Source organism: Demequina rhizosphaerae (assembly GCF_000971255.1).
Taxonomy (GTDB): Bacteria; Actinomycetota; Actinomycetes; order Actinomycetales; family Demequinaceae; genus Demequina; species Demequina rhizosphaerae.
Genome location: NZ_BBMC01000011.1, coordinates 42,393 through 67,116 on the forward strand (window position 1 = coordinate 42,393; position 24,724 = coordinate 67,116).

24 protein-coding genes and 1 tRNA gene are annotated in these 24,724 nt (G+C 72.7%); 24 read left to right on the forward strand and 1 reads right to left on the reverse strand.

Annotated elements, in window-relative coordinates; genetic code table 11:
• Positions 1-385 precede the first annotated feature (385 nt).
• From rplU to AOM07_RS13565, 18 genes are all read left to right on the forward strand, one after another.
• Positions 386-694, forward strand: coding sequence for a 50S ribosomal protein L21 (gene rplU / locus AOM07_RS13485; RefSeq protein WP_062314688.1), 309 nt, complete (start codon positions 386-388; stop codon positions 692-694).
• A 14-nt stretch (positions 695-708) separates the two neighbouring features.
• Complete coding sequence (gene rpmA / locus AOM07_RS13490; RefSeq protein ID WP_062299800.1) at positions 709-960, forward strand: 50S ribosomal protein L27; 252 nt, start codon at positions 709-711, stop codon at positions 958-960.
• 131 nt (positions 961-1,091) lie between these two features.
• On the forward strand, positions 1,092-2,618 hold the full coding sequence (obgE, locus tag AOM07_RS13495; protein ID WP_062314691.1) for a GTPase ObgE: 1,527 nt from the start codon (positions 1,092-1,094) through the stop codon (positions 2,616-2,618).
• A 34-nt stretch (positions 2,619-2,652) separates the two neighbouring features.
• Positions 2,653-3,768: a glutamate 5-kinase gene (gene proB, locus AOM07_RS13500; RefSeq protein WP_062314693.1), complete on the forward strand. Its 1,116-nt coding sequence runs from the start codon at positions 2,653-2,655 to the stop codon at positions 3,766-3,768.
• A gap of 195 nt (positions 3,769-3,963) precedes the next feature.
• Positions 3,964-6,711, forward strand: a complete 2,748-nt coding sequence (locus tag AOM07_RS13505) for a cation-translocating P-type ATPase (protein WP_062314696.1) — start codon at positions 3,964-3,966, stop codon at positions 6,709-6,711.
• Positions 6,712-6,774: 63 nt separating this feature from the next.
• Complete coding sequence (locus tag AOM07_RS13510; protein WP_062314698.1) at positions 6,775-8,058, forward strand: glutamate-5-semialdehyde dehydrogenase; 1,284 nt, start codon at positions 6,775-6,777, stop codon at positions 8,056-8,058.
• A gap of 71 nt (positions 8,059-8,129) precedes the next feature.
• On the forward strand, positions 8,130-8,276 hold the full coding sequence (locus tag AOM07_RS15000; protein WP_169748163.1) for a hypothetical protein: 147 nt from the start codon (positions 8,130-8,132) through the stop codon (positions 8,274-8,276).
• 28 nt (positions 8,277-8,304) lie between these two features.
• Complete coding sequence (nadD, locus tag AOM07_RS13515; RefSeq protein ID WP_267127670.1) at positions 8,305-8,874, forward strand: nicotinate-nucleotide adenylyltransferase; 570 nt, start codon at positions 8,305-8,307, stop codon at positions 8,872-8,874.
• On the forward strand, positions 8,867-10,540 hold the full coding sequence (locus AOM07_RS13520) for a hypothetical protein (protein WP_156171945.1): 1,674 nt from the start codon (positions 8,867-8,869) through the stop codon (positions 10,538-10,540). Before nadD ends, AOM07_RS13520 begins: the two co-directional genes overlap by 8 nt.
• Positions 10,540-10,902: a ribosome silencing factor gene (gene rsfS / locus AOM07_RS13525; RefSeq protein ID WP_062314704.1), complete on the forward strand. Its 363-nt coding sequence runs from the start codon at positions 10,540-10,542 to the stop codon at positions 10,900-10,902. Before AOM07_RS13520 ends, rsfS begins: the two co-directional genes overlap by 1 nt.
• Positions 10,899-11,519 (forward strand): histidine phosphatase family protein, encoded by a 621-nt coding sequence (locus AOM07_RS13530; RefSeq protein ID WP_062314706.1) that lies wholly within the window; start codon positions 10,899-10,901, stop codon positions 11,517-11,519. The genes rsfS and AOM07_RS13530 overlap by 4 nt, the downstream gene beginning before the upstream one ends.
• A complete protein-coding gene (locus AOM07_RS13535; RefSeq protein WP_062314708.1) occupies positions 11,516-12,145 on the forward strand; it encodes a histidine phosphatase family protein in 630 nt (209 codons plus the stop codon). The genes AOM07_RS13530 and AOM07_RS13535 overlap by 4 nt, the downstream gene beginning before the upstream one ends.
• Positions 12,146-12,211: 66 nt before the next feature.
• Positions 12,212-12,284, forward strand: a tRNA-Ala gene (locus tag AOM07_RS13540).
• A 112-nt stretch (positions 12,285-12,396) separates the two neighbouring features.
• Positions 12,397-12,828 (forward strand): DUF1801 domain-containing protein, encoded by a 432-nt coding sequence (locus AOM07_RS13545; protein ID WP_062314710.1) that lies wholly within the window; start codon positions 12,397-12,399, stop codon positions 12,826-12,828.
• Between the two features lie 51 nt (positions 12,829-12,879).
• Complete coding sequence (locus tag AOM07_RS13550; protein WP_062314711.1) at positions 12,880-14,436, forward strand: succinic semialdehyde dehydrogenase; 1,557 nt, start codon at positions 12,880-12,882, stop codon at positions 14,434-14,436.
• A 9-nt stretch (positions 14,437-14,445) separates the two neighbouring features.
• A complete protein-coding gene (locus AOM07_RS13555; protein WP_062314712.1) occupies positions 14,446-15,264 on the forward strand; it encodes an SDR family oxidoreductase in 819 nt (272 codons plus the stop codon).
• Between the two features lie 207 nt (positions 15,265-15,471).
• Complete coding sequence (locus AOM07_RS13560) at positions 15,472-16,461, forward strand: DUF1648 domain-containing protein (protein ID WP_062314713.1); 990 nt, start codon at positions 15,472-15,474, stop codon at positions 16,459-16,461.
• On the forward strand, positions 16,445-16,801 hold the full coding sequence (locus tag AOM07_RS13565) for a GntR family transcriptional regulator (protein ID WP_062314714.1): 357 nt from the start codon (positions 16,445-16,447) through the stop codon (positions 16,799-16,801). Before AOM07_RS13560 ends, AOM07_RS13565 begins: the two co-directional genes overlap by 17 nt.
• Positions 16,802-16,859: 58 nt before the next feature.
• Here AOM07_RS13565 and AOM07_RS13570 read toward each other — a convergent pair whose 3' ends face one another.
• A complete protein-coding gene (locus AOM07_RS13570; RefSeq protein ID WP_062314715.1) occupies positions 16,860-17,711 on the reverse strand; it encodes an HAD hydrolase family protein in 852 nt (283 codons plus the stop codon).
• A 192-nt stretch (positions 17,712-17,903) separates the two neighbouring features.
• On the opposite strand from AOM07_RS13570, the gene AOM07_RS13575 reads away from it, so the two are divergent.
• From AOM07_RS13575 to AOM07_RS13600, 6 genes are all read left to right on the forward strand, one after another.
• Complete coding sequence (locus AOM07_RS13575; RefSeq protein ID WP_062314716.1) at positions 17,904-18,932, forward strand: LacI family DNA-binding transcriptional regulator; 1,029 nt, start codon at positions 17,904-17,906, stop codon at positions 18,930-18,932.
• 44 nt (positions 18,933-18,976) lie between these two features.
• Positions 18,977-20,248: a sugar ABC transporter substrate-binding protein gene (locus AOM07_RS13580; RefSeq protein WP_062314717.1), complete on the forward strand. Its 1,272-nt coding sequence runs from the start codon at positions 18,977-18,979 to the stop codon at positions 20,246-20,248.
• Between the two features lie 67 nt (positions 20,249-20,315).
• Positions 20,316-21,278 (forward strand): carbohydrate ABC transporter permease, encoded by a 963-nt coding sequence (locus AOM07_RS13585; RefSeq protein ID WP_062314719.1) that lies wholly within the window; start codon positions 20,316-20,318, stop codon positions 21,276-21,278.
• A gap of 1 nt (position 21,279) precedes the next feature.
• Positions 21,280-22,116, forward strand: coding sequence for a carbohydrate ABC transporter permease (locus tag AOM07_RS13590; protein WP_062314721.1), 837 nt, complete (start codon positions 21,280-21,282; stop codon positions 22,114-22,116).
• Positions 22,117-22,125: 9 nt separating this feature from the next.
• Entirely contained in the window at positions 22,126-24,051 is a 1,926-nt protein-coding gene (locus AOM07_RS13595) for a glycoside hydrolase family 127 protein (RefSeq protein ID WP_062314730.1), read from the forward strand.
• A gap of 276 nt (positions 24,052-24,327) precedes the next feature.
• On the forward strand, positions 24,328-24,724 hold a 397-nt coding region (locus tag AOM07_RS13600), incomplete at its 3' end, for a helix-turn-helix domain-containing protein (RefSeq protein ID WP_369401231.1).

Genomic DNA, 24,724 nt, shown 5'->3' on the forward strand with positions numbered 1-24,724 from the left:
TCGCCCTGACCGCCCGTATGCGGCCGGACGCGGCCGTGGCGACGTGCACATCCGGGTCCTCGCGTGGAGCAGCGCCTCACGTGCGTGGAGAGGTCTCCGTCCCGCATCGTCCACCCGGGACGGGGAGCACGGGTGCCGCACCGACGCACCGGGTAGAATCACGTCGGTGCCCCGTCCCGTCGGCATGCCACGGTCATTCCGTGCGCAGCGCCGGGAGGGCAGGGGTGCGCGACACTCCCGGTTTGACCCGTGGTGGGTCGAGCGGGTACATTTGTACGTCGGCGCGCCGAGCGCTGAGGCCCTGCCTGCGCCCTCTGGGGAGCGGCTGCGGCAGGAAATCTGACCCCTCGCGGGGTACAACAACGAGTTTCACGAGGAATAGATCATGGTGTACGCGATTGTGAAGGCTGGTGGCCGCCAGGAGAAGGTCTCCGTGGGCGACATCGTCGTGGTCGACCGTCTGAAGGCTGACGCCGGTTCGACCGTCGAGCTCGCGCCGGTGCTGCTCGTCGACGGTGACAAGGTCACCGCCGACGCGAAGGCGCTGGCCAAGGTCAAGGTGACGGCCGAGGTCGTGCGCGACGAGCGCGGCCCGAAGATCGACATCCTCAAGTACAAGAACAAGACCGGCTACCGGAAGCGCATTGGTCACCGTCAGGACCTCACGCGCCTCAAGGTCACCGGTATCAAGTAAGCGAGGAGACACTCATGGCACACAAGAAGGGCGCGAGCTCCTCGCGCAACGGTCGTGACTCGAACGCCCAGTACCTGGGCGTGAAGCGCTTCGGTGGCGAGGTCGTCAACGCGGGCGAGATCATCGTTCGCCAGCGTGGCACCCACTTCCACCCGGGCAACAACGTCGGTCGCGGCAAGGATGACACCCTGTTCGCGCTGGCCGCCGGTTCGGTCCAGTTCGCTCAGCGTCGTGGCCGCAAGGTCGTCGACATCGTCGAGGCGTAAGCACTCGACACCCACACTTCGGTCAGGGGCGCGCCGCGAGGCAGCGCCCCTGACTTGTTTCTAGGCTGGGGACGATGCGGGGCTCACCCCCGCGAGCATCGTCGCCCCGCCGCATCCTCCAGGAGGCACCCATGGCATCGTTCGTCGACCGCGTGACGCTCCACGTCACGGCGGGCAACGGCGGCCACGGCGTCGCCTCCGTCCACCGCGAGAAGTTCAAGCCGCTGGGCGGACCCGACGGCGGCAACGGCGGCCGCGGCGGCTCCGTCGTGCTCGTGGTCGACCCGCAGGTCACCACACTGCTCGACTACCACCACGCGCCGCACCGCACCGCGGAGAACGGCAAGCAGGGCGCCGGCGACATGCGCCACGGCGCCAACGCGCCGGACCTGCGCCTCGGCGTCCCCAGCGGCACGATCGTCAAGACGAAGGACGGCGAGGTCCTCGCCGACCTCGTCGGCGACGGCGCGGAGTTCGTGATCGCGCAGGGCGGCCGCGGCGGCCTCGGCAACGCCGCGCTCGCCACGCAGAAGCGCAAGGCCCCCGGCTTCGCGCTGCTGGGCGAGCCCGGCGACGAGGCCTCGGTCATCCTCGAGCTCAAGTCCATCGCGGACGTCGCGCTCGTGGGCTTCCCCAGCGCCGGCAAGTCCTCGATCATCGCCGCGATGAGCCGCGTGCGTCCCAAGATCGCGGACTACCCCTTCACCACGCTCGTGCCCAACCTCGGCGTCGTCGAGGCCGGCGGCACCAAGTTCACCATCGCGGACGTGCCGGGCCTCATCGAGGGCGCCTCCGAGGGCAAGGGGCTGGGCCACGACTTCCTGCGCCACATCGAGCGCTGCTCGGTCATCGCGCACGTGCTCGACACCGCGACCCTGGAGTCCGACCGCGACCCGCTGCGCGACCTCGACATCATCTCGAAGGAGCTGCGCGCGTACTCGGGCGACGAGGCCATCAGCGGCGTCCCGCTCGCCGAGCGCCCCCAGATCGTCATCCTCAACAAGATCGACGTGCCGGACGGCCGCGACCTCGCGGAGATCGTGCGCCCCGACCTCGAGGAGCGCGGCATGCCGATCTTCGAGGTCAGCGCCGTGAGCCACGAGGGCCTGCGCGAGCTCGGCTTCGCGCTCGCGAAGATGGTCGACGAGGAGCGCGCCAAGGTCCCGGTGCTCGAGAAGGCGCCCATCGTCATCCGCCCCAAGGCCGTGGACGAGTCCGGCTTCACCGTCAAGCACGTGCGCGACGGCGCCGAGGACTACTACCAGGTGCGCGGCACCAAGGTCGAGCGCTGGGTCAAGCAGACCAACTTTGCCAACGACGAGGCGGTCGGCTACCTCGCCGACCGCCTGGCCAAGGCCGGCGTCGAGGACGCGCTGTTCAAGGCCGGCGCCACCCCGGGCTGCGAGGTCGTCATCGGCCCGCGCCAGGGCGGCATCATCTTCGACTGGGAGCCGACCATGATGGCCGGGGCGGAGCTGCTCGGCCAGCGCGGCTCCGACCTGCGCATCGAGCAGCACGAGCGCCACCACCGCGCCACGCGTGCCGAGAAGCGCCAGGAGTTCAAGGAGAAGATGGACGCGCGCAGCGCGGCCCGCGAGGAGCTGTGGACCGAGCGCGACGCGGGCCACTGGACCGACCCGTCCCAGGACGACGAGTAGCCTTCTCCCAGGTATCCGTCCCCCGGGAGGTCATGTGAGCGAGGCGCGCGCGATCGTCGCCCAGGCACGGCGCATCGTCGTCAAGGTCGGGTCGTCGTCGCTCACCGGTGCCGATGGCCAGCTCGACGAGGCGCGCCTCGGCGCGCTCGTCGACGTGCTCGGCGAGGCCCGGACCTCGGGCCGCGAGGTCCTGCTGGTGACGTCCGGCTCGATCGCGGCGGGCATCGGCCCGCTCGGGCTGGTGGCCCGCCCCACCAACCTCGAGCTGCAGCAGGCCGCCGCGTCGGTGGGCCAGGGCAAGCTGGTGCACGCCTACACCGTCGCTTTCGCGCGGTACGGCCTCACGGTGGGCCAGGTGCTGCTCACCGCGGACGACATGGTCCGCCGCGCCCACTACGGCAACGCGCGCCGCGCGCTCGAGTCGCTGCTCGCGCTCGGCGTGGTGCCGATCATCAACGAGAACGACACGGTCGCCACCGACGAGATCCGCTTCGGCGACAACGATCGCCTCGCGGCGCTCGTCGCGACCGCGGTCCGCGCGGACGCGCTCGTGCTGCTCACGGACGTCGACGCGCTCTACACGGCCGCCCCGGACACGCCGGGAGCGCGCCGCATCGCCGACGTGCACGGACCCGACGACCTCCACGGCATCGACATCTCTCGCCGCGGCTCGGCCGTGGGCACCGGCGGCATGATCACCAAGATCGAGGCCGCGTCCCTCGCCACCAACTCCGGCGTCCACGTGGTCCTCGCGTGCGCGGACGATGCGGCGCGGGCCGTCGCGGGCGAGGACGTGGGCACGCTATTCCGGCCCACGGGCAAGCCCGAGACCACGCGCCTGCAGTGGCTCGCCGACGCGGCCAAGACCCGCGGCGGCATCGTGCTCGACGACGGCGCGGTGCGCGCGCTGCGCGGCCGCCAGGCGTCGCTGCTCGCGGCCGGCGTGGTGGAGATCCGCGGAGACTTCGAGGCGGGGGAGCCCGTCGACCTCCTCGCGCGCGACGGCTCACTCGTCGCGCGCGGCTTCGCCGGCTTCTCCTCCGAGGAGGCCGACCGCATGAAGGGCCTGTCGACCGAGGCACTCGGCGAGGTGCTGGGCGAGGCCTTCGCGCGCGAGCTCATCCACATCGACCACCTGGTCGTCCTCTAGAGCGCACCGCCTGCGGCCGATTTCCGACAGCCGGCACGGATCGCGCGACGACACGCCGACCTGAGCACCGCATCGTCCCTCCGTCGCCGGTGTGTCGCGATCGATTCCGTGCGCGCTGTCGGCAATGGCGGGACTCCTCGCGCGCCGTCCCCCCTCATGTCCCTAGACTCGAGACGTTGAGGCAGGGGGCCTGGTATGAGCACGGAATCGGCAGAGCGGGCGGCGACCGCGTGGTGGTCCAAGGAGCCGGCGGACGCCGCCGCGGAGCTGGGGGTGGGGCTCGACGGCCTCACCGCGGTCGAGGCGAGCGAGCGCTACTCGCGCTACGGGCCCAACGAGCTGACCGCCGCGCAGGCCGCGACGCTGTGGCAGCTCGCGCTGCGCCAGCTCGCGGACCCCATGAACCTCATGCTCATCGCGGTCACCGCGATCTCCGCCGCGATCGGCGAGGTGTCGACGGCGATCATGGTGGGCCTGCTCGTCGTCTTCAACGTGTGGTCCGGCGCGAGCCAGGAGCGCAAGGCCCAGGCGAGCGTGGACGCGCTCGCGACGATGCAGGTGCCGCAGGTCCGCGTCCGCCGCGACGGCGGTGTCGTCGCGATCCCGGCACCCGAGCTCGTGCCCGGGGACATCATCGAGCTCGAGGCGGGCGACATCGTGCCCGCCGACGCGCGCATCGTCCGCGCGACCACGCTGGAGACGCAGGAGTCGGCGCTCACCGGCGAGAGCGCGCCGATCGAGAAGGGCGCGGCCGCGCTGCCGGATCCCGCGACCGCGCTCGGCGACCGCACCTCGATGCTGTTCCAGAACACGTCCGTGACGCGCGGCACCGCGACGGCGCTCGTGGTCGCCACCGGCATGGCGACGGAGATGGGCGCGATCGCGACGATGCTGTCGACCGTCGAGCGCGTCCAGTCGCCGCTCCAGCGCGAGCTCTCCGCGCTCACCCGCATCATCGGCGCGGTGGCGTGGGGCGCGGTCGTGCTCATCGTCGGCCTCGGCATCACGCGCGGCCAGTCGTTCAGCGAGCTGATGTTCCTCGGCACCGCGGTCGCGATCTCCGCGATCCCCACCGGTCTGCCGACGTTCGTCCAGGGCATGCTGTCGTGGGGCGCCTCCCGGCTCGCCGAGGCGAAGGCGGTCGTGGCCTCGCTCAACGACGTCGAGACGCTCGGCGCGACGAGCGCGATCTGCTCGGACAAGACCGGCACGCTCACGATGAACCAGATGATGGCGCGCAGCGTGTGGGTGGGCGGCGAGACGTTCACCGTCGACGGCTCCGGGTACTCGTTCGAGGGCCGGGTGCGCCGCACGCAGGGCGACGAGATCCCGCTCGGCGCCCCCATCGCGTACGCGCTCGCGCTGCCCAACGACGCGACCGTGAGCGCCGACGGCGTGGTCGTGGGCGACCCGACCGAGGCGGCCTTCGTGGTCCTCGCCCAGAAGCTCGGCGTCGACGTGCCGGAGGCGCAGCGCCGCTTCCCGCGCGAGGCCGAGGTGCCGTTCGACTCGGACTACAAGTTCATGGCGACGTTCCACCACGTCGAGTGGCAGGGGGAGCGGCGGCTGGTGGGCGTCGTCAAGGGCGCCCCGGACGTGCTGCTGGCGCGCTCGTCGCGCGCGTACCTACCGACGCGGGACACCGTGCCGGTCGCCGAGCTCGCGGATGCCGTGACTGAGGAGATCGAGTTCCGCTCGTCGCAGGGCCTGCGCACGCTTGCGCTCGCGCTGCGCGTGTACGAGGAGGCGGAGGAGGCCGCCGTGCTCGCCGACCCGATGGCGGCGGTGAGCGAGCTCGGGTTCGTCGCGGTCGTCGGCATCGTCGACCCGCTGCGGCCCGAGGCGAAGGTCGCGGTCGACGAGGCGCACGCCGCCGGCATCGACGTGCGGATGATCACCGGCGACCACGTCGTCACGGCCGCCGCGATCGGGCGCGAGCTCGACCTGCCGGGGGAGGGGCTGTCGGGCGCCGAGTTCGCGGCCCTGAGCGACGACGAGGTCGACGCGCGGCTCGACGAGCTGTCCGTCTTCGGGCGCGTCACCCCGCAGGACAAGCTCCGGTTGGTGCAGCGGCTCCAGGCGCGCGGCGAGGTCGTCGCCATGACCGGCGACGCGGTGAACGATGCGGCGGCGATCAAGCAGGCCGACGTCGGGGTGGCCATGGGGTCGGGCTCCGAGGTCACCAAGCAGGCCGCGAAGCTCGTGCTCACCGACGACAACTTCGCGACGCTCGTCGGTGCGGTCAAGCTCGGCCGGGTCGTCTACGCGAAGATCACGTCGTACCTCACGTTCCAGCTGTCGCAGCTCATCGCGCTGCTGATGCTCTTCGTCGTCGCGAGCCTCATCGACCTCAACGACGGCGTCGCGCTCACGCCCGTCATGGTGCTGGTGCTCAACTTCGCGGTCTCGATCTTCGCGGTGCTCGTCATCCTGTTCGAGCCCGAGCCGCCGGGGCTGATGCAGCGGCCGCCGCGCGACCCGTCGGCGGGGATCGCGTCGCCGCGCAACGTGGTGCGGTGGCTCATCTACGGCGGCGCGCTGTTCGTCGCGGCGCTCGTGCCGCTGCTGGCCGGCCAGGACGAGCTGTCGCCCGACGAGGCCTCGCAGCCGATGACGATGGCCTTCGTCATCGTCGCGCTCGGCACGCTCACCACGGGCCTGCAGCTGCGCCGCGACCCCGAGACGGGCCTCACGGCGCCCTGGGGGCGCGGGACGCGCATGCTGCTGTGGCCGCTCGCGTTCATCGTCCTCGCCACCGAGCTCGACTTCATGCACGACTGGCTGTACACGTCGTCGCTCACCGGCTGGGAGTGGCTCGCCTGCATCGGGCTCACGCTCGCGGTGATGGTGGTGGTCGAGGTCGACAAGGCGTTCCGCCGGCGCCGGCAGGAGAAGGTCGCGCCCACCGTCGCGGAGGCCGTGGCTCCCGCGCGGGGCCGCTGACCGGGGGAGATGGTGCCAGCCACCCCTGGGCAGGCACCGTCGAGGCTCCTAGACTCGAGTGCCATGACCGAGACCGCGATCCCCACCGATGTCGAGTCCGCCGTCCTCGAGGCCTGCCGCCGCGCCAAGCTCGCCTCCCGCGCGCTCGCGACCGCCACGACGACCGTGAAGAACGACGCGCTCCATGCGATGGCCGATGCGCTCGTCGCCCAGGCGGCGCGCATCGTCGAGGCCAACGCGAAAGACCTCGAGCGGGGTCGCGCGAACGACATGTCCCCGGGCCTGCTCGACCGGCTCGCGCTCGACGAGGGCCGCATCGCGAAGATCGCCGAGGCGCTGCGCTACGTCGCGACGCTGCCCGACCCGGTGGGGGAGATCAAGCGCGGCTCGACGCTGCCCAACGGCATCCGCCTCATCCAGAAGGCCGTGCCGATGGGTGTGGTCGGCATGATCTACGAGGCACGACCCAACGTCACGGTCGACGCCGCGGGCCTGTCGCTCAAGTCCGGCAACGCCGCGGTGCTGCGCGGCGGCTCGGCCGCGGCGAGCTCGAACGAGGTGATCGTCGAGGTGCTGCAGGACGCGCTCGAGACCGTCGGCCTGCCCCGCGACGCGGTGCAGTCGATCGACGCCTACGGCCGTGAGGGCGCCCGCGTGCTCATGAACGCGCGCGGCCTCGTCGACGTCCTCGTGCCGCGCGGCGGCCGCGATCTCATCCAGACGGTGGTGCGCGAGTCGACCGTGCCCGCGATCGAGACGGGCGAGGGCAACTGCCACGTCTACCTCGACGCGTCGGCGCCGCTCGAGCGCGCGGCGGCGATCGTGCTCAACTCCAAGACGCACCGCGTGGGCGTGTGCAACGCCGCGGAGACCCTCCTCGTCCACAAGGACGCCGCCGACAACCTGCCGATGATCCTCGAGCAGCTGCACGAGGCCGGCGTGACCATCCACGCCGACGACGCCGCCGCGGACCTCGCGCCGGCGAACGTGCCGACCGTGGCCGCGACGGAGGAGGACTGGGCCACCGAGTACCTGTCGCTGGACCTCGCCGTGAAGGTCGTCGACTCGATGGACGAGGCGATCGCGCACATCGCCCGCTACTCGACCGGCCACACCGAGGCGATCGTCACGAACGACATCGACGCGGCCCAGCACTTCGTCGCGCACATCGACTCCGCCGCGGTCATGGTGAACGCGTCGACACGGTTCACGGACGGCGGCGAGTTCGGCCTCGGCGCGGAGATCGGCATCTCCACGCAGAAGCTGCACGCGCGCGGACCGATGGGGCTCGGCGAGCTCACCACGACGACGTGGGTGGCCTACGGCGAGGGGCACGTCCGCCCCTGACGCGGCCGGGCCGTCCCCGCATCGTCCCCAGCGGTGCCATAATCGCGGGAGACAACAGGAGGAGTCCCCCCATGATCACCGAGGCCGTCGAGACCACGTCGCACGTCGTCAACGAGCTCCCCATCCCCGCGCCCGCGATCGGGCTGCTGGCCTTCACGGGCCTGATGGCGCTGCTGTTCGTGACGTACGCGTTCCGGAGCGTCGGCACGCGCCACTGACGTGGAGGCGCCCCTCGCACGAGTGGGCGTGCTCGGCGGCACGTTCGATCCGATCCATCACGGCCACCTCGCCGCGGCCTCGGAGGTCTGCGCGCGCCTGGGGCTCGATCAGATCCTGCTGACGCCGGCGTACTCGCAGCCGTTCAAGCAGGGGATCGACACCGCGTCGCCCGCGCACCGGCTCGCGATGTGCGAGCTGGCCGCGGCGGAGGACGAGCGGTTCGCCGTGTCGCCAGTCGACATCGAGCGCGGAGGCGTCACCTACACGGTCGACACGCTCGCGGACCTGCGCGAGCAGCGGCCCGACGCGGAGCTGTTCTTCATCACCGGGGCCGATGCGCTGGCACGGCTCGACGAGTGGAAGGACGCCGAGCGGCTGCCCGGTCTCGCGACCTTCGTGGGAGTGACACGGCCCGGTCATTCGTTGGACGAGTCGGAATGGCCACATATCCTGGTGGAGACCCCTTCACTGGCGATATCGTCGACCGATGTGCGTCGCCGGGTGAGGGCCGGGTTGCCGATCCGCTACCTTGTACCCCGATCCGTGGCCGACTACATCGCCATGAACGGGCTCTACTACGGAGGACTTGATGACTGACCAGGGAAGGCCTTTGTCGCGCCGAGAGCGTCGAGAGGCCGAGGTCAGGAAGGCCGCCCCGGATCAGCCCACGACCCCCATCCCGTCGACGGTGGCCGGGCCCCCGACCCACCCCGACGGAACTCCGCTCACCCGCAAGGAGCGCCGCGCGCTCGAGCGCGGCGAGCACGGCGTCGAGACGTGGACCCAGGAGGAGGAGCTCATCGCGACGGGCCAGCTGCCCGCGATGACGCCCGACCTCCTCGAGGCGCAGGAGATGATCGCGCGCCGTCGTGCGGAGCGCGCCGCCGCGCCCGTGGCGGAGGAGCCCGTCGCGGAGCCCGAGTCCGCGCCCGAGTCCGCAGTCGAGGCGGAGACGGTCGCGGAGACCCAGGCGGAGCCCGAGGCTGAGGCCCCCGTCGAGCCGGAGCCGGTCATGGAGGCCCAGCCGGAGCCGGAGCCCGTTGCGGAGCCTGAGCCTGAGCCTGTCGCCGACGTGGAGCCCGAGCCGGAGCCCGAGCCCGCGGCCCCCGTCTGGGAGCCCGAGGTCATCGCGCAGGCGGAGACGCAGCCCATGGCGGAGCCGATCGCCGAGCCGATCGCCACTGCCGAGCCGGAGCCTGAGACCCAGCCTGAGGCCGAGGCCGAGCCGGAGCCCGAGCTTCCCACCGAGGAGCCCACGCCCACGGGCGCGATCGACACGATCCCCGAGGAGTACCGCCACCTCTTCCCGCCGGGCTCGCTCCAGGCGCGCCGCCTCGAGGAGCGCGCCGCGCGCGGTGAGACCGCCACGCCTCCCACCGGCACGCCCGAGACCCCCGCGGTGCAGGATGCCGGCGACGACCCGGCCGCCGAGATCCGCCGCCTCACGGCCGAGGCCATGGCCGGCATCACCCGCGCCCAGCAGGCGCGCCGCGCGCCCGCGCCGGAGGCCCTCGAGCCTCCGGAGGAGACCCCGGAGGCGCCCGCCGAGGACACCGCCGCAGACGAGCCCGTCGCCGAGGACGTCGCTGCCGAGCCCGAGCCGCAGCCCGACGCTCCGGAGCCCGGCGTCCTCGAGGAGGACGTCGAGACCGAGATCCTCGACCCCGCCGACGTCTACGCGCAGGCGGAGTCCGCCAGCGCCCCGGACGGCGAGACGGACCTCGAGGAGGACGCCGAGGAGACCGCCTACGCGCCGGCCCTCGCCGCCGAGCTCGCAGGCGCGAGCCTGCCGCAGCGCGGCACCGCGGTGACGGAGGCGCCCGCGCCCGCCGAGACGGAGACCGCCACGGCGGCGACGCCCTCGGGCGGGTCGGCGATCGTGCCCGCGGGCATGCGCCACGTGTCCCAGGCGAGCGCGTCCGCGCCCACGCGCTGGGAGTCGCACCCGCTCGCGCAGGCCCAGCCGCGCGAGGTGGCCGACTACGCCCCGTCCGAGGACATCCCGATCCCGGACTTCACCAAGATCATGCACGGCTACGCGTCGACGTCGTCGTCGGCGGGCACGGCACCCGCGGGCGAGGTCGGCGACGAGCCCTCCGGCACGGACCTGCCCGGCATGCCCGGCGACGAGTACCCGCGCCGCCCGCAGCCCGACGCCCCGGACGAGGGCGCGCATCACTTCGCGTGGGCGCACCTCGCCGTCATCGGCGCGGTCGCCTTCCTGCTCGGCGTGCTCGTCTGGCACCTCACGGGGAACGCCTGATGGCCGCCACCGCGAGGGCCCTCGAGCTGGTCCAGGCCGCAGCCGCCGCCGCGGACGCGAGGAAGGCGGAGGACATCCTCGCCCTCGACGTGTCCGCGCACCTGCCGCTGTCCGACGCGTTCGTCATCGCCTCCGCCTCCAACGAGCGTCAGGTGGCCGCGATCGCCGAGGCCGTCGAGGAGGAGCTGCACCGCCACGGTGCCAAGGCGATCCGCCGCGAGGGCGTGCGCGAGGGGCGCTGGGCGCTGCTCGACTTCAACGACGTGATCGTCCATGTCATGCACGACGAGGAGCGCGGCTACTACGAGCTCGAGCGTCTGTGGAAGGACTGCCCGGTCATCGAGCTGCAGCTCGGCGAGTGACCCGCGTCTTCCTCGTCCGCCACGGACAGACGGACTGGAACCGCGAGGGGCGGCTCCAGGGGTCGACCGACATCCCGCTCAACGCGACGGGGCGCGCGCAGGCCCGTGCCGCCGCATCGTCCCTCTGGCCGGCCCTCGAGGGCGAGCCCGTCGTGGTGTCCTCGGCCCTCGGGCGTGCCGTGGAGACGGCACGCATCCTCGTGGGGGACCGACCCGCGTCGATCCACCAGGACGCGCGCCTGGGCGAGCGCCGCTACGGCCCCTGGGAGGGCCTGGACGCCCACGAGCGGGCGACGCGCTTCCCCGACGACCACGCCGCGTGGAAGGCCGGCTACGAGCCCGACTTCGACGGCTACGAGACCCATGCCGAGGTCGCCGCGCGCACCACGGCCGCGGTCGACGAGTGGGTCGCGAGGGTGCCGGGCGACCTCGTGCTCGTCGCGCACGGCTCGTCGGGCCGCATGATGCTGCTCGCGCTGCTCGGGCTCCCGCTGGAGGGACGCACCCTCGGCAGCCTTCACAACGCCGCCTGGTCGCGCCTCGTGCCGTCGTCCGCCGGCGGCTGGTCGCTCGAGAGCCACAACGTGGGCGCGCCGCCCGTGGAGGTGGCGCCGTGACCGTCCTCGTCCTCATGCGCCACGGGCGCACGGGCTACAACGCCGAGGGCCGCCTGCAGGGCTCGCTCGACGTGCCGCTGGGGGAGGAGGGGCGCCTGCAGGCGCGCGACGCCGCGGCGGTGATCCACGCCGCGTACGGCACGCCCGACCGCATCGTCTGCTCGCCGCTCCTGCGCGCCGCCGACACCGCGGCCGAGCTGTCCGCCGTCACCGGCGTGCCCGCCCGCCCGGATCCGCGCCTCACGCAGCGTTCGTACGGCGAGTGGGAGGGGCTCACGCTCGACGAGGTGCGCGAGCGCTGGCCCCGCGAGTACGACCGCCGCCACCAGGGCCTCGACCCGCGCATCCAGGGCTGGGGCAAGGCCGTCGACGTCTCCGCCCGGGTCGCCGAGGGCCTCGCCGAGGCGTGCGAGGGAGCGCGTCTCGTGGTGGCCGTGAGCCACGGCTCCGCGATCATGCTCGGCTCGCTCGCGCTGCTCGGCCTCGACGTCCACTCGACCGTCCTCGGCAAGCTCCCGCACGCCCACTGGAACGTCCTGGAGTCGACCGGCGACCGCTGGTCCGTCGCGCGCTACGGATTGTCGATCGCGTCGTCGCTGGTAGACGAGTCGGCCGACGCCGATTAACACTTCGCTAAGAATCTGGGCTAGTATCTATCTCGCTCTCAGGAGCACGGAATCCGCAAGGATGACGGGGCTGTGGCGCAGCTGGTAGCGCACCTGCATGGCATGCAGGGGGTCAGGGGTTCGAGTCCCCTCAGCTCCACGAAGTGTTGAGACAGCACTTGACGGAAGGCCGCTCCTCGGAGCGGCCTTTCGTGTTTCCCGGGCGCCTCGCGCCGTCGCATGGGACGATGCGGCGGTACAGGAGGTGCTCCATGGCCGGGCCCGAATCGATGCGGCGGACCGACGACGACGTCGACGCGTTCCTCGCCGCGGGCCCGCGTGCCGAGCTCCTGCTGGCGGTCGACGCGGCGCTGCGCGCCGGCATGCCCGGCGTGTCCCGGACCCTCTGGCGCGGCGTGTTCTGGGGCGGCACGGAGCAGGCGATCGTCGGCTACGGCGACATCGCGCAGCCGCGGCCGCGCGGCGAGCCGGTGGAGTGGTTCCTCATCGGGCTCGCGGAGCAGAAGAACCACGTGAGCCTCTACGTCAACGCCGTCGCGGACGGGGCGTATCTCGCGCACCGGTACGCCGACCGCCTGGGCCGGGTGAAGGTCGGGGCGGCGGCCGTCAACTTCAGACGCCTCGAGGATGTGGACCTCGACGTGGTCGCCGAGATGGCGCGCGAGGCGGTCGTGCTGTCGTGACGTGCGGCGCCGGGGCCGGCGCGATGTAGCCTCAACGCACAGGAGGCCTCGATGACGACCACCGCACCACCGCACGCCGACCGCATGGACCCGGCCCGCGCATCGTCCCTCGTAGCGCTCGCGCGCGGCGGTGGGGAGCCGCTCGAGGCGAGGTGCCCCTGGGACGGCTCGGTGCTCGCCGAGGTGCCCACGTCGCGACCGGCCGACGTCGCCCTAGCGGTGGACGAGGCGCGGGTCGCCCAGCGCGCCTGGGCCGCCACGCCCATCCGCGAGCGGGCGGCCGTCATGCGCCGCGTCGCGAGCCTGGTGTGGGGGCGCGCGGACGACCTCCTCGACATCGTCCAGCTCGAGTCCGGCAAGAGCCGCGTCAGCGCCTTCGAGGAGGTCGCGGACGTCGCGCTCAACGCCGCCCACTACGCGCGGCACGGCGCGCGCCTGCTGCGCGACCGGCGCCGCCCCGGCGCGCTGCCCGTCGTCACGCGGACCACCGAGCACCACCGGCCCTGCGGAGTCGTCGGCATCATCGCGCCGTGGAACTACCCGCTCACGCTCGCGGTCTCGGACGCGATGCCCGCGCTGATCGCGGGCAACGCGGTGGTGCTCAAGCCCGACTCCCAGACGCCCCTGTCCGCGCTCGCGGGCCTCGAGCTGCTGCGCGACGCGGGCCTGCCCGCCGGCGTCATGCAGGTGGTCGTCGGCGACGGGCCGACCGTGGGCGGGGCCCTCGTCGACGCGGTCGACTTCGTGATGTTCACCGGCTCGACCGCGACCGGGAGGAAGGTCGCCGCGCGCTGCGGCGAGCGTCTGATCGGGTGCTCGATGGAGCTCGGCGGCAAGAACCCCATGCTCGTGCTGTCCGACGCGGACCCCGAGCGGGCTGCGGCCGGCGCCATCCCCGCGTGCTTCTCCAACTCGGGCCAGCTGTGCGTGTCCGTCGAGCGGATCTACGTCGCGGACGAGGTCCACGACGCTTTCGTCGACGCGTTCGTGCGGCGCACCCGCGCGATGAGCCTGGGCGTCGGGACGGGCTGGGAGATCGACATGGCGTCGCTCGCGTCCGAGGCGCACCTCGCGACCGTGCGGGCGCACGTGGACGATGCGGTGGCGAAGGGCGCGACGGTCCTCGCCGGCGGCCGCGCACGGCCCGACCTGGGCCCGACCGTGTACGAGCCGACGATCCTCGCGGGCGTGACGGACGACATGCGCTGCGCGCGCGAGGAGACCTTCGGGCCGGTGGTGGCGGTGCATCGCGTCGCCTCGGACGACGAGGCGGTCGCGCGCGCCAACGACACCGTGTACGGGCTCAACGCCGCGGTGTGGTCCCGGCGGCGCGGCACCGCGGTCGCGGCGCGGATCGAGGCCGGCACGGTCAACGTGAACGAGGGCTACTCGGCCGCGTGGGGGTCGCTCGGCGCGCCCATGGGCGGCTGGAAGGACTCCGGGCTGGGCCGCCGCCACGGCACCGCCGGCATCCTCAAGTACACGCAGGCGCAGACCATCGCCGACCACCGCGGGCCCGTGATCGCGCCGTTCGACGGCATGGCGAACGACGCGTACGCGCGGGCGATGACCGCGGCGGTGCGGCTGCTCGGCCGGATCCGGCCTTAGGGGGGCACGATGACACGAGGGACGGACCTGCACGGTGCGCGGATGCTCGTCACGGGCGGCGGCTCGGGAATCGGCCGGCTCATGGCGCTCGAGGCCGCGCGCCGCGGGGCGACGGTCGTGATCTGGGACCGCGACGCCGCCGCGGCGTCGGAGGTGGTCGGCGAGCTCCACGCGCTCGGCGCGGACGCGATCTCGGCCCGGGTCGACGTGACCGACCGTGCCGCCGTCGACGCCGCGGCCGCCGCCGCGGGCGCCGTCGACATCGTCGTGAACAACGCCGGCGTCGTCTCCGGCGCGCCGCTGCTCGAGGCCTCCGACGAGGCGATCGAGCACACGTTCCAGGTCAACACGCTCGCGCTGTACTGGGTGACGCGCGCGTTCCTGCCCGGGATGCTGGCGCGCGACAGGGGAGCGGTGGTGACGATCGCGTCGGCCGCGGGCCTCGTCGGCGTCGCGCGCCAGACCGACTACGCGGCCTCGAAGTGGGCCGCGGTCGGCTTCGCCGAGTCGCTCCGCGCGGAGCTGAGGATCGCCGGGTCGTCGGTGCGGACGCTCGTGGCGTGCCCGTACTACATCGACACCGGCATGTTCGCGGGGGTCCGCTCGCGCTTCCCGCGGCTGCTGCCGATCCTGCGGCCCGAGGACGTGGCGCGGCGGGTGATCGACGGGATCGAGCGCGGCCGCGAGCAGATCGTCATGCCGCCGCTGGTGCGGGTCGTGCCGGTGGTGCGTGCGCTTCCCGCGCGCGGCTTCGACGCGGTCGTGGACCTCTTCGGGATCAACCGCGCGATGGAGGGCTTCCGGGGCCGCGAGGGCGCCTCGCGCTGAGCGCGCGGGGCGCCGGTCCGACGTGCCGCCGGGCCCGGCCGCCGCATCGTCCTCCCGACCGCCGCATCGTCCCCTCGGCCGCCGCATCGTCCCCCCTGCCGCGGCGTGTCGCGGCGAGGTCCGTGCGCGCCGTCGCGGGCGCTGCCTTCGACGCCGCCGCGTGAAGTGTTATAGTTCATCTATAACAACTGACGAGGAGTGGGTGACGTGGACAAGGCCATCTCGAGGGCGCTCGGCGCGGGCGTCGTGACGCCGGTCGTGGCGACGGCTGCCGCGGTCGCGGTCGAGCTCGCGGTGATGGGCGACCTGCCCGACCCGGTCGCGACCCACTGGGGGACAGGCGGTCCCGACGGGTTCTCGGCCGCATGGACGGTGCCGCTCATGACCGCGCTCACCGCGGGCATGCTGCCGCTCATCCTCGGCACGTCGGCGCTGCTCGCCCTCCGGCGCGGCGAGCGCGGCTTCACGCTCCGCCTGCTGCCCGCGGTCGCCGCGGGGCTGTCGGTGTACCTCGGCGCGCTGCTCGCGGGGACGCTCGTCATCCAGCGCGGCCTCGAGACGGCCCAGGACGCGCCCGGCGTGGGCTCGATCATGCTCGTCGCGCTGCCCGCAGGCGCGGTGGTCGGCGTCCTGGCGTGGCTCGCGCAGCCCCGCGAGACCGCATCCGTCGCGGCGCCCTCGCCGGCGTCGCCCCTCGCGCTGCAGCCGGGAGAGCGCGCCGTGTGGCTCGGCCGCGCCGAGATGACGCCGTGGGCGCTGGCCTTCATCGTCCTCGCCACGCTCGCCGCGTGGACCGGCGCGGCCCTCATGTGGCTCGCCGGCGACACGGTCGCGTCCGCCATCATCACGGGCGTCGCCGTGCTGCTCACGGCGCTCGCGGCCACGTTCACCGTCGCCCACGTGCGCATCGACGCCTCGGGGCTCACCGTCACCACCGGGGTGCGGCTGGTGCGCCTGCGGGTGCCCGCCGAGGACGTGGCCTCCGTGGCCGCGATCGACGTCCACGGCCTTGCGCAGTACGGCGGCTACGGGATCCGTCAGATCCCCGGCGCGACCGCCGTGGTCCTGCGCCCGGGCCCGGCCATCGAGGTCGCGCGCCGGTCCGGGCGGAGGTTCGTGGTCACCGTGGACGATGCGCCGACCGCCGCGTCGCTGCTCGCCGCCGCGGGGGAGGCCGCCCATGCTGCTCAGGATTGACCCCGCCTCGAGCCAGCCGCTCTACGACCAGATCGCGGACGACGTGCGCCGGCAGGCGTCCGCCGGCACGCTCCGCGCGGGCGACCGGCTGCCGCCCGCGCGCGAGGTCGCCGAGGCGCTCGACGTCAACCTCCACACCGTCCTCAAGGCGTACCAGCTGCTGCGCGACGAGGGCCTCGTCGAGATGCGGCGCGGGCGCGGCGCCGTCGTCTCCGCGCATGCCGCGGCGCTCGCCGCGCTGCGGGACGATGCGCTGGCCCTGGCCGCGCGCGCCCGCGAGCTGGGGGTGGGCGTCGAGGCCGTCGCCGCGCTCGTGAGGGCCGCGGCCGAGGAGTCCTGAGCGTCCCGCAGGACGGCCCCGGCGCCTGAGGGAGTACTGAGCGTCCCGGCGGCGGGGGTCAGGCGTCGAGCAGGCCGAGCGCGGCGAACGCCTCCGCGAGGCCGTCGCGGTCGGGCGACGCCGCGACGTGGTCGGCCAGGTCGAGCAGCTCGGGCGCCGAGCCCTCGATCGCGACGCTCACTCCCGCGTACTCGAGCATCTCGAGGTCGTTCGGCCCGTCGCCGAACGCGACCACCTGCTCGCGCGCGAGCCCGAGCCGGTCGACGACCGCGGCGATGCCCACCGCCTTGTGCACGTCCGCGAGGAACATCTCGCCCGCGCCGGGGCCGAGGTCGGGGATCGAGCTGGGGATCACGGCCACCTCGGGGCCCACGAGCGCGGCGATCTCCGGCAGCGGCGACTCCGCGTGGAAGCTCGTGATCTTGCCGAAGGCCACGCCGGAGAGGTCCTCGGTCGGGTGCAGGGCCGACGTCACGTCGCGCCGGCCGCGCTCCTCCGCCTGCGAGTGGACGCTGCGGCGGGGCAGGTAGGCGGTCATCGCCTCGATGGTCGCCGGGCGCGCGTGTGTCGCGTCGGGGGCCTCGAGGAAGTACATCGCGCCGTGCGCGTCGAGCACCTCGATCGCGCGCGCCGCGAGGGCGGCGGGGAAGCGCGTGTCGAGCAGCACCTCGTCGCCGAGGACCGCGTACGCGCCCGCTCCCGCGACGAAGCCGTCGAAGCCCGCTGCCGTGATGTGGTCGGGCAGCAGCGACACCGGTCGGCCGGTGCACAGCAGCACGAGGTGGCCCGCCTCCCGGGCCGCGCGGACCGCGTCGGCGTGCGCGTCGGGGACGCGGCCGTGGTGGGCGTAGGTGCCGTCGACGTCGAGGAAGATCGCGCGGCGGGACGAGGCGGGGGCGGGGTCCGTCACGCCGACCAGCCTACGGGCGCGGGGGCCCCGTTCCGCACCCGCGAGGGCCGGGGGATCGGCGGGGCGCGAAGTCACGATTCGGTCACGGGGGAAATTCGGGCTTGCACTGTCGAACCGGTTCGCTGTAGTTTCGTTCGCGTTGAATCGAACCGGTTCGACAGTCTCGTTCGACGGAGAAGGAGCACAGCCTCGATGGTGACCATCGGCGATGTCGCGAAGGCCGCGGGAGTGTCCCGCAGCACCGCCTCGTACGCGCTCAGCGGCAAGCGGACCATCTCGCCCGCGGTGGTCCAGCGGGTGCTCGACGCGGTCGACGAGCTCGGCTACATCCCCAACGCGGGGGCCCGCGCGCTCGCCACGTCGCACACCAAGGTGATCGGTCTCCTCGGACGCTTCCTCGACGACGAGTTCGCCCCCGCGATGCTGCAGTACATCCTCGGCGTCACCAACCGGGCGCGCGAGCTCGGCTACGACACGCTGCTCGTATCCGAGGAGGACGGCGTGCACGCGCTCCAGCGCCTCTCGTCGTCGCGCATGGTCGACGGCTTCGTCCTCCTTAACGTCGCCGAGCGCGACAGCCGCCTCGAGGTCCTCCGCAAGGCGATGCAGCCCGGCGCCACGGTGGGTCTGCCCGCCGAGTGCGACGGCGTCGACGTGTTCGACCTCGACTTCATCGAGAGCGGCCGGCTCATGGTCCAGACGATGCACGACGCGGGTCATCGCGAGCTCATCCTCGTGTCGCAGCCGGTCCACGTCGTCGAGCGCGGCGGCGCCTACGTGTGGCGCCTCGCCGACGGCGCCCGGGAGCGGGCGGCGGAGCTCGGGATGACCCTGCACCACCACCACGGCGACTCGAGCCAGCCGGGGATCGGCAAGGACCTCAACGAGGTCCTCGACCGCCACCCCGACGCGACCGGGCTGCTGCTCAACAACGAGGCCGCGGCGGCGGCGCTGCCGTCGGTGCTGGCCGCGCGCGGGCTCGCGGCGCCCGACGACATCTCCGTCATCGGCCGCTACTCGGACGACTTCGCCCGCACCTTCTCGCTTCCGTTCACGGCGATCGACAGCGCCGCGGACGAGCTGGGGCGACGCGCTGTGCAGCAGCTCGTCGCTCGAATCGAGGCCGGCCCCGACGGGACCGCGCCTCACCTTGTCGACCTGATCCCGCCCATCGTCAACGACCGCGGATCCATCGCCGCACCACCATCCCTTCGGGGCTGAATCATCCGACCCTTCCCCGGGGGTCACCGTTCAAGGAGGAACGCATGAGGAACACCAGCACCAAGGCCGCCGTCGCGTTCGCGACCGCGGCGCTCGCAGCGGGCACGCTCGCCGGCTGCTCGTCCGATGCCAGCAGCGACGGCTCGTCGGCCAGCGGCGGCGCGGAGGCCGGCGGCACGTACACGTGGTGGGACCCGTACCCCCAGCACGAGGACGGCTCGGACTGGGCCAACCGCGTCCAGGCCTGCGGCGACGAGGCCGGCGTGACGATCGAGCGCACCGCCTACGACACGACCGCGCTCACCAACCAGCTGCTGCTGTCGGCGCAGGAGGGCACCGCCCCGGACGTCGTCCTGCTCGACAACCCCGCGGTCTCGACGCTCGCGGACACGGGCGCCATCATCACGATGGACGAGCTCGGCTTCGACACGAGCGACATCGACGAGAACCTGCTCGCCGCGGGCGTCGTCGACGGGGTCGCGTACGGCATCCCGATCGGCGCCAACACCCTCGCGCTCTACTACAACCAGGAGATCCTCGACGCGGCCGGCGTCGACCCGGCATCGATCACCGACTGGGACTCGCTCAACGCGGCCCTCGAGGCGATCGACGGCGCGGGCAGCCGCGCCATCACGTTCGCCGGCATCGGCACCGAGGAGGGCTCGTTCCAGTTCCTGCCCTGGTTCTGGGGCGCCGGTGCGGACCTGACCGAGCTCAACTCGGCCGCGGGTGTCGAGGCCGTCCAGCTCTGGGTGGACTGGCTCGACAAGGGCTGGGCGCCGCAGTCGGCGATCCAGAACTCGCAGAACACCGCGTGGGAGGAGTTCCTCGACGGCAAGACCGGCTTCGTCGAGAACGGCACCTGGCAGGTCAACTCGGCCGCGGACGCGGGCTTCGAGACCGGCTACATCACCATCCCGGCCAAGGACGGCGGCGCCGCCCCGGCCCCGACCGGCGGCGAGTTCGTCATGGCGCCCGCGCAGAGCGACTCCGCGCGCTACGAGGTCACCACGAAGATCGTCGAGTGCATGACGACGCCCGAGGGCTTCGTCGAGACCGCCGACACGTTCGCGTACTACATCCCGCCGACCGCCGACGGTCAGGCCGCGTTCCTCGAGGAGCACCCGGACCTGTCCGTGTGGGTCGACGCCGTCAAGGCGGCCAAGGGTCGTACGAGCGACAACCTGGGCACCGACTACCCGCTGATCTCGGAGCAGCTCTGGACCGCGGTCCAGGCCGCGATGTCCGGCGCCTCGAGCGCGCAGGACGCCATGGACGCCGCGCAGGACGCCGCGGCGGCCGCGACCGGCGAGTAGCAGCACCCGTTCACGGGCGTGGGGCGGGCATCCGTCCGCCCCACGCCCCGACCCCCCGAGGACCCGCATGACCACCACCATCGGCCGTCGCGCCACCGGAAGCGGCTCGCCCACGGCGAGCGGCGACCGCAAGGGCGCTCACGCCCGCCGGATCCACGGCTCGCCGTGGATCGCCGTCGGCTTCGCCGCCCCGCTGGTGATCTACCTGATCGCCTTCTACGCCTACCCGCTGATCCGGAGCGTCGACCTCTCGGTCCACGACTACAACATCCGCGCGTTCGTCCAGGGCAACGCGGAGTTCGTCGGCCTCGAGAACTACGTCGACGTCATCCAGTCGGACCTCTTCCCGACCGCGCTGTGGAACACGTTCCTCTTCGTCGGCGTCTCGATCCTCTTCCAGTACGCCATCGGACTCGCGCTCGCGGTCTTCTTCCGCAACAGCTTCCGGCTGTCCGGCTTCCTGCGCGCGCTCTTCCTCGTGCCGTGGCTGCTGCCGCTCATCGTCTCGGCCTCGACGTGGGCGTGGATGATGAACTCCGACTCCGGCATCATCAACTCGTTCCTCGGGGCCTTCGGCATGGAGCCGATCAACTGGATCACGTCGCCCGACACGGCGCTGCTCGCGGTCATCATCGCGAACATCTGGCTCGGCATCCCGTTCAACCTGGTGATCCTCTACTCGGGCCTCCAGAACATCCCCGGAGAGGTCTACGAGGCGGCGTCGCTCGACGGTGCCGGCGCGTGGAAGATCTTCTGGCGGATCACGTTCCCGCTGCTGCGCCCCGTCTCGGCGATCACGATCCTGCTGGGGCTCGTCTACACCCTCAAGGTCGTCGACATCGTCTGGATCATGACGAAGGGTGGACCGGCCAACAGCTCGCTCACCCTCGCCGTGTGGTCGTACCGCGAGGCCTTCGGCACCGGCCAGCCCGCGTTCTCGCCGGCCTCCGCGATCGGCAACCTGCTCATCGTCATCGCGCTGGTGTTCGGCCTCTTCTACGTCCGCCTCCAGCGCCGAGAGGAGCACTGACATGGCGCTCAACGCTCACGGACGGCCCCGACGGACGTGGTGGAAGACCGCGCTCGGGATCTTCTTCACCCTGCTGATGCTCTTCCCCGTCTACTGGATGGTCAATGTCTCGCTGACGCAGCGCAGCGACCTGCGGAACGACCCGCCCAACATCCTGCCGCTCGATCCCACGTTCGAGGGCTACCAGGCGGTCTTCGACCAGCAGCTGCCCGCGCTGGGAATCAGCCTGCTCATCGGCTTCGGCTGCGTGGTGCTGACCGTGGCGCTCGCGGCGCCCGCCGGCTACGCGATCGCGCTGCTGCGCCTGCGCGGCGGCCGCACCCTGAACTTCATCCTGCTGGTCGCGCAGATGATCCCCGCCGTCGTCATGGCGATGGGCTTCTACGCGATCTACGTGCGGCTCGGGCTCCTCAACTCGATCCCCGGCCTCATCCTCGCGGACTCGACGATCGCCGTGCCGTTCGGCGTCCTGCTGTTCACGGCCTTCATGAGCGGGATCCCGCGCGAGCTGCTGCAGGCGGCCCGCATGGACGGGGCGAGCGCCTGGCGCACCTTCGTGTCCGTGGTGATGCCGATCAGCCGCAACTCCGTGCTCACCGTGTCGCTGTTCGCGTTCCTATGGGCGTGGTCGGACTTCGTGTTCGCGTCGACCCTGGCGCGCAACGCCGACTTCGTGCCCATCACGCTGAGCATCTACGCCTACATCGGCAACAACACCACGCAGTGGAACGCGATCATGGCGACCGCCGTGGTCGCCTCGATCCCCGCGGCGGTGCTGCTCGTGTTCGCCCAGAGATACGTCGCCGCGGGAGTCACCGCCGGCGCGGTGAAGGACTGAGACGTGACGATGACGACCGTGGGCGGCGCAGCCGCCCCCGTACGACCCACCGCCGCCGCGCGCCGAGGGGCCGGCCTCTCCGAGGTCCGGTGGGACCCCGAGGGCTTCTGGGGCGGGCGTCAGCAGACGAACGCCGCACAGACCTTCGCCCACTGCGTCGCGTGGATGGAGCGGCTGGGCTGGCTCGAGAACTTCGACCGGGTCGGCCGGGGCGAGACGACCATCGAGCGCGCCGGTTGGGAGTTCGCGGACTCCGAGGTCTACAAGCTGCTCGAGGGTCTCGCGTGGGAGCTCGGCCGCCGGGACGATGCGGCCCTCGCCGCGGTCTACGACGCCCTGGTGGCGCGCATCGTGCCCGCGCAGGACGACGACGGGTACATCAGCACGGCGTTCGGGCACGCGGGTCTGCCGCCGCGGTACTCGGACCTGTCGACGGGCCACGAGCTCTACAACATGGGCCACCTCATGCAGGCGAGCGTCGCGCGCCTGCGCACCGCAGGCGAGGACCCGCTGGTCGCCATGGCCCGCCGCGCCGCGGACCACGTCTGCCGGGAGTTCGGCGTCGGCGCCCGCGAGGGTCTGTGCGGGCATCCCGAGGTCGAGGTGGCGCTGGCGGAGCTGGGCCGCGCGACGGGGGAGCCGCGCTACATCGAGCAGGCGCGCGTGTTCCTCGAGCGCCGCGGCCACGGCACGCTGCCGGTGCGTCCGCTGCTGTCGGCCGAGTACTTCCAGGACGACACCCCGATCCGCGAGGCCGAGGCGCTGCGCGGACACGCCGTGCGCGCGCTGTACCTCTCGGCCGGCGCGGTCGACGTCGCCGTCGAGACCGGCGACACCGCGCTGCTCGCCGCGCTCGAGCGGCAGTGGGCCCGCACCGTGGAGCGCCGCACGTACATCACCGGAGGCATGGGGTCGCGGCACCAGGACGAGGGCTTCGGGGAGGACTGGGAGCTGCCGCCGGACCGCGCCTACTGCGAGACCTGCGCCGGCGTCGCCTCGGTGATGTTCTCGTGGCGGCTCTACCTCGCGACCGGGGAGGTCCGCTACGTCGAGCTCATCGAGCGCACGCTCCACAACGTCGTCGCCACCGCGCCGGACGCGAGCGGCACGGCCTTCTTCTACGCCAACCCGCTGCACGAGAGGGTCGCGGGCGCGGAGTACGCCGGCGAGGGCGTGAACATGAGGGCCGAGGGGGGCGTGCGCGCCCCGTGGTTCGACGTGTCCTGCTGCCCGACGAACGTCGCGCGCACGCTCGCCTCGCTGCACACCTACGCGGTCGCGGTCGAGGACCGCGCGGTCTCGCTGCTGCTGTACGCCGCCGGAACGATCGACGTGGCGGTGGGGGAGGACCGGCTGCGCCTGCGCGTCGAGACCGGCTACCCCGACGACGGGGTCGTGGCGCTGACGGTCGAGGCGGCGCCCGCGGACGAGGTCACGCTGCGGCTCCGGATTCCCGGCTGGGCGGAGGCCTGCACCGTGGAGACGCCGGACGGCGCCGTCGTCCCGGCCGCGCCCGGGTGGTGGGACGACACCCGGGTGCTGAACGAGGGCGACCGCATCGTCCTCGCGCTGGGGAACGAGCCGCGGCTGGTGTGGCCGGACCCGCGCATCGACGCGGTGCGCGGCACCGTCGCCGTCGAGCGCGGACCGTTGGTGCTGTGCCTCGAGTCGACGGACCTGCCGGAGGGTGTGCGCCTCGAGGACGTGCGCCTCGATGACGGCAGCGTGCCGCGCGCCGAGGGCGACGGCGCGCGCGTGAGCGTCCGCGGCCGGCACGAGCTGCCCGCCGCCGCGGGGGGCGTGCCCTACGCCGCGCGGCGATCGGTCGAGGCGGAGGGCGCGTCGTCGTTCGACGTCGCGCTGGTGCCGTACCACCGCTGGGGCGAGCGGGCCCCGTCCGAGATGCGGGTGTTCATCCCGGTGGCCGAGGGCTGATGACCGGAGACGGCGAGGGCCGGGCGGGGATCACGGTCGGTTCTAACGATCCCCGCAACACCCTGACTTCAGGGAGTTGCGGGGATCGTGTCGTTTGAGGAGTTGAGAGTCCAGTTCTTTGACGTGCTGGAATTGCACGAGGGCAATATCACGGCGGCTGCTCGTGCTGTTGGCGTGAGCCGGAACACGGCGTATGGATGGGCACGGAAGGCAGGTGTGCGCGGTCGTGGAACGCCGGGCACGGGCCCCCATCCGGGACGGGCCGAGTATGAGCGGCTGCGTGCTGCCGGGGTGCGGCGCAGCGTCGCTGCCGCCCGGGTTGGCGCGCATGAGCGCACCGCCGAGGAGTGGGACCGAGGCGTCGTGAAGTCCAATGGCACGCGCCTTTATCCCGATGGCCGCTTCATCGACTACAAGACGGGTATGACGACCTACACGTCCGCTACGCCCCAGCTGTCCGTGGCTGCTGTTGAGGCGGTGCTGGATCCTCGGTTCCTGACCATCGTCGACCGGGAGACGATCGCGGACCTGAAGCGCCAGGGCTGGTCGCTGCGGGCGATCGGGCGGGAGCTGGGTCGGCCGGCGTCGACCATCAAACGCGAGATCGACAACCGCAGCACCGACCGCTTGTACCGTCCTCATGCGGCGCAGCGCTCATGGGCGGCCAGCCGGA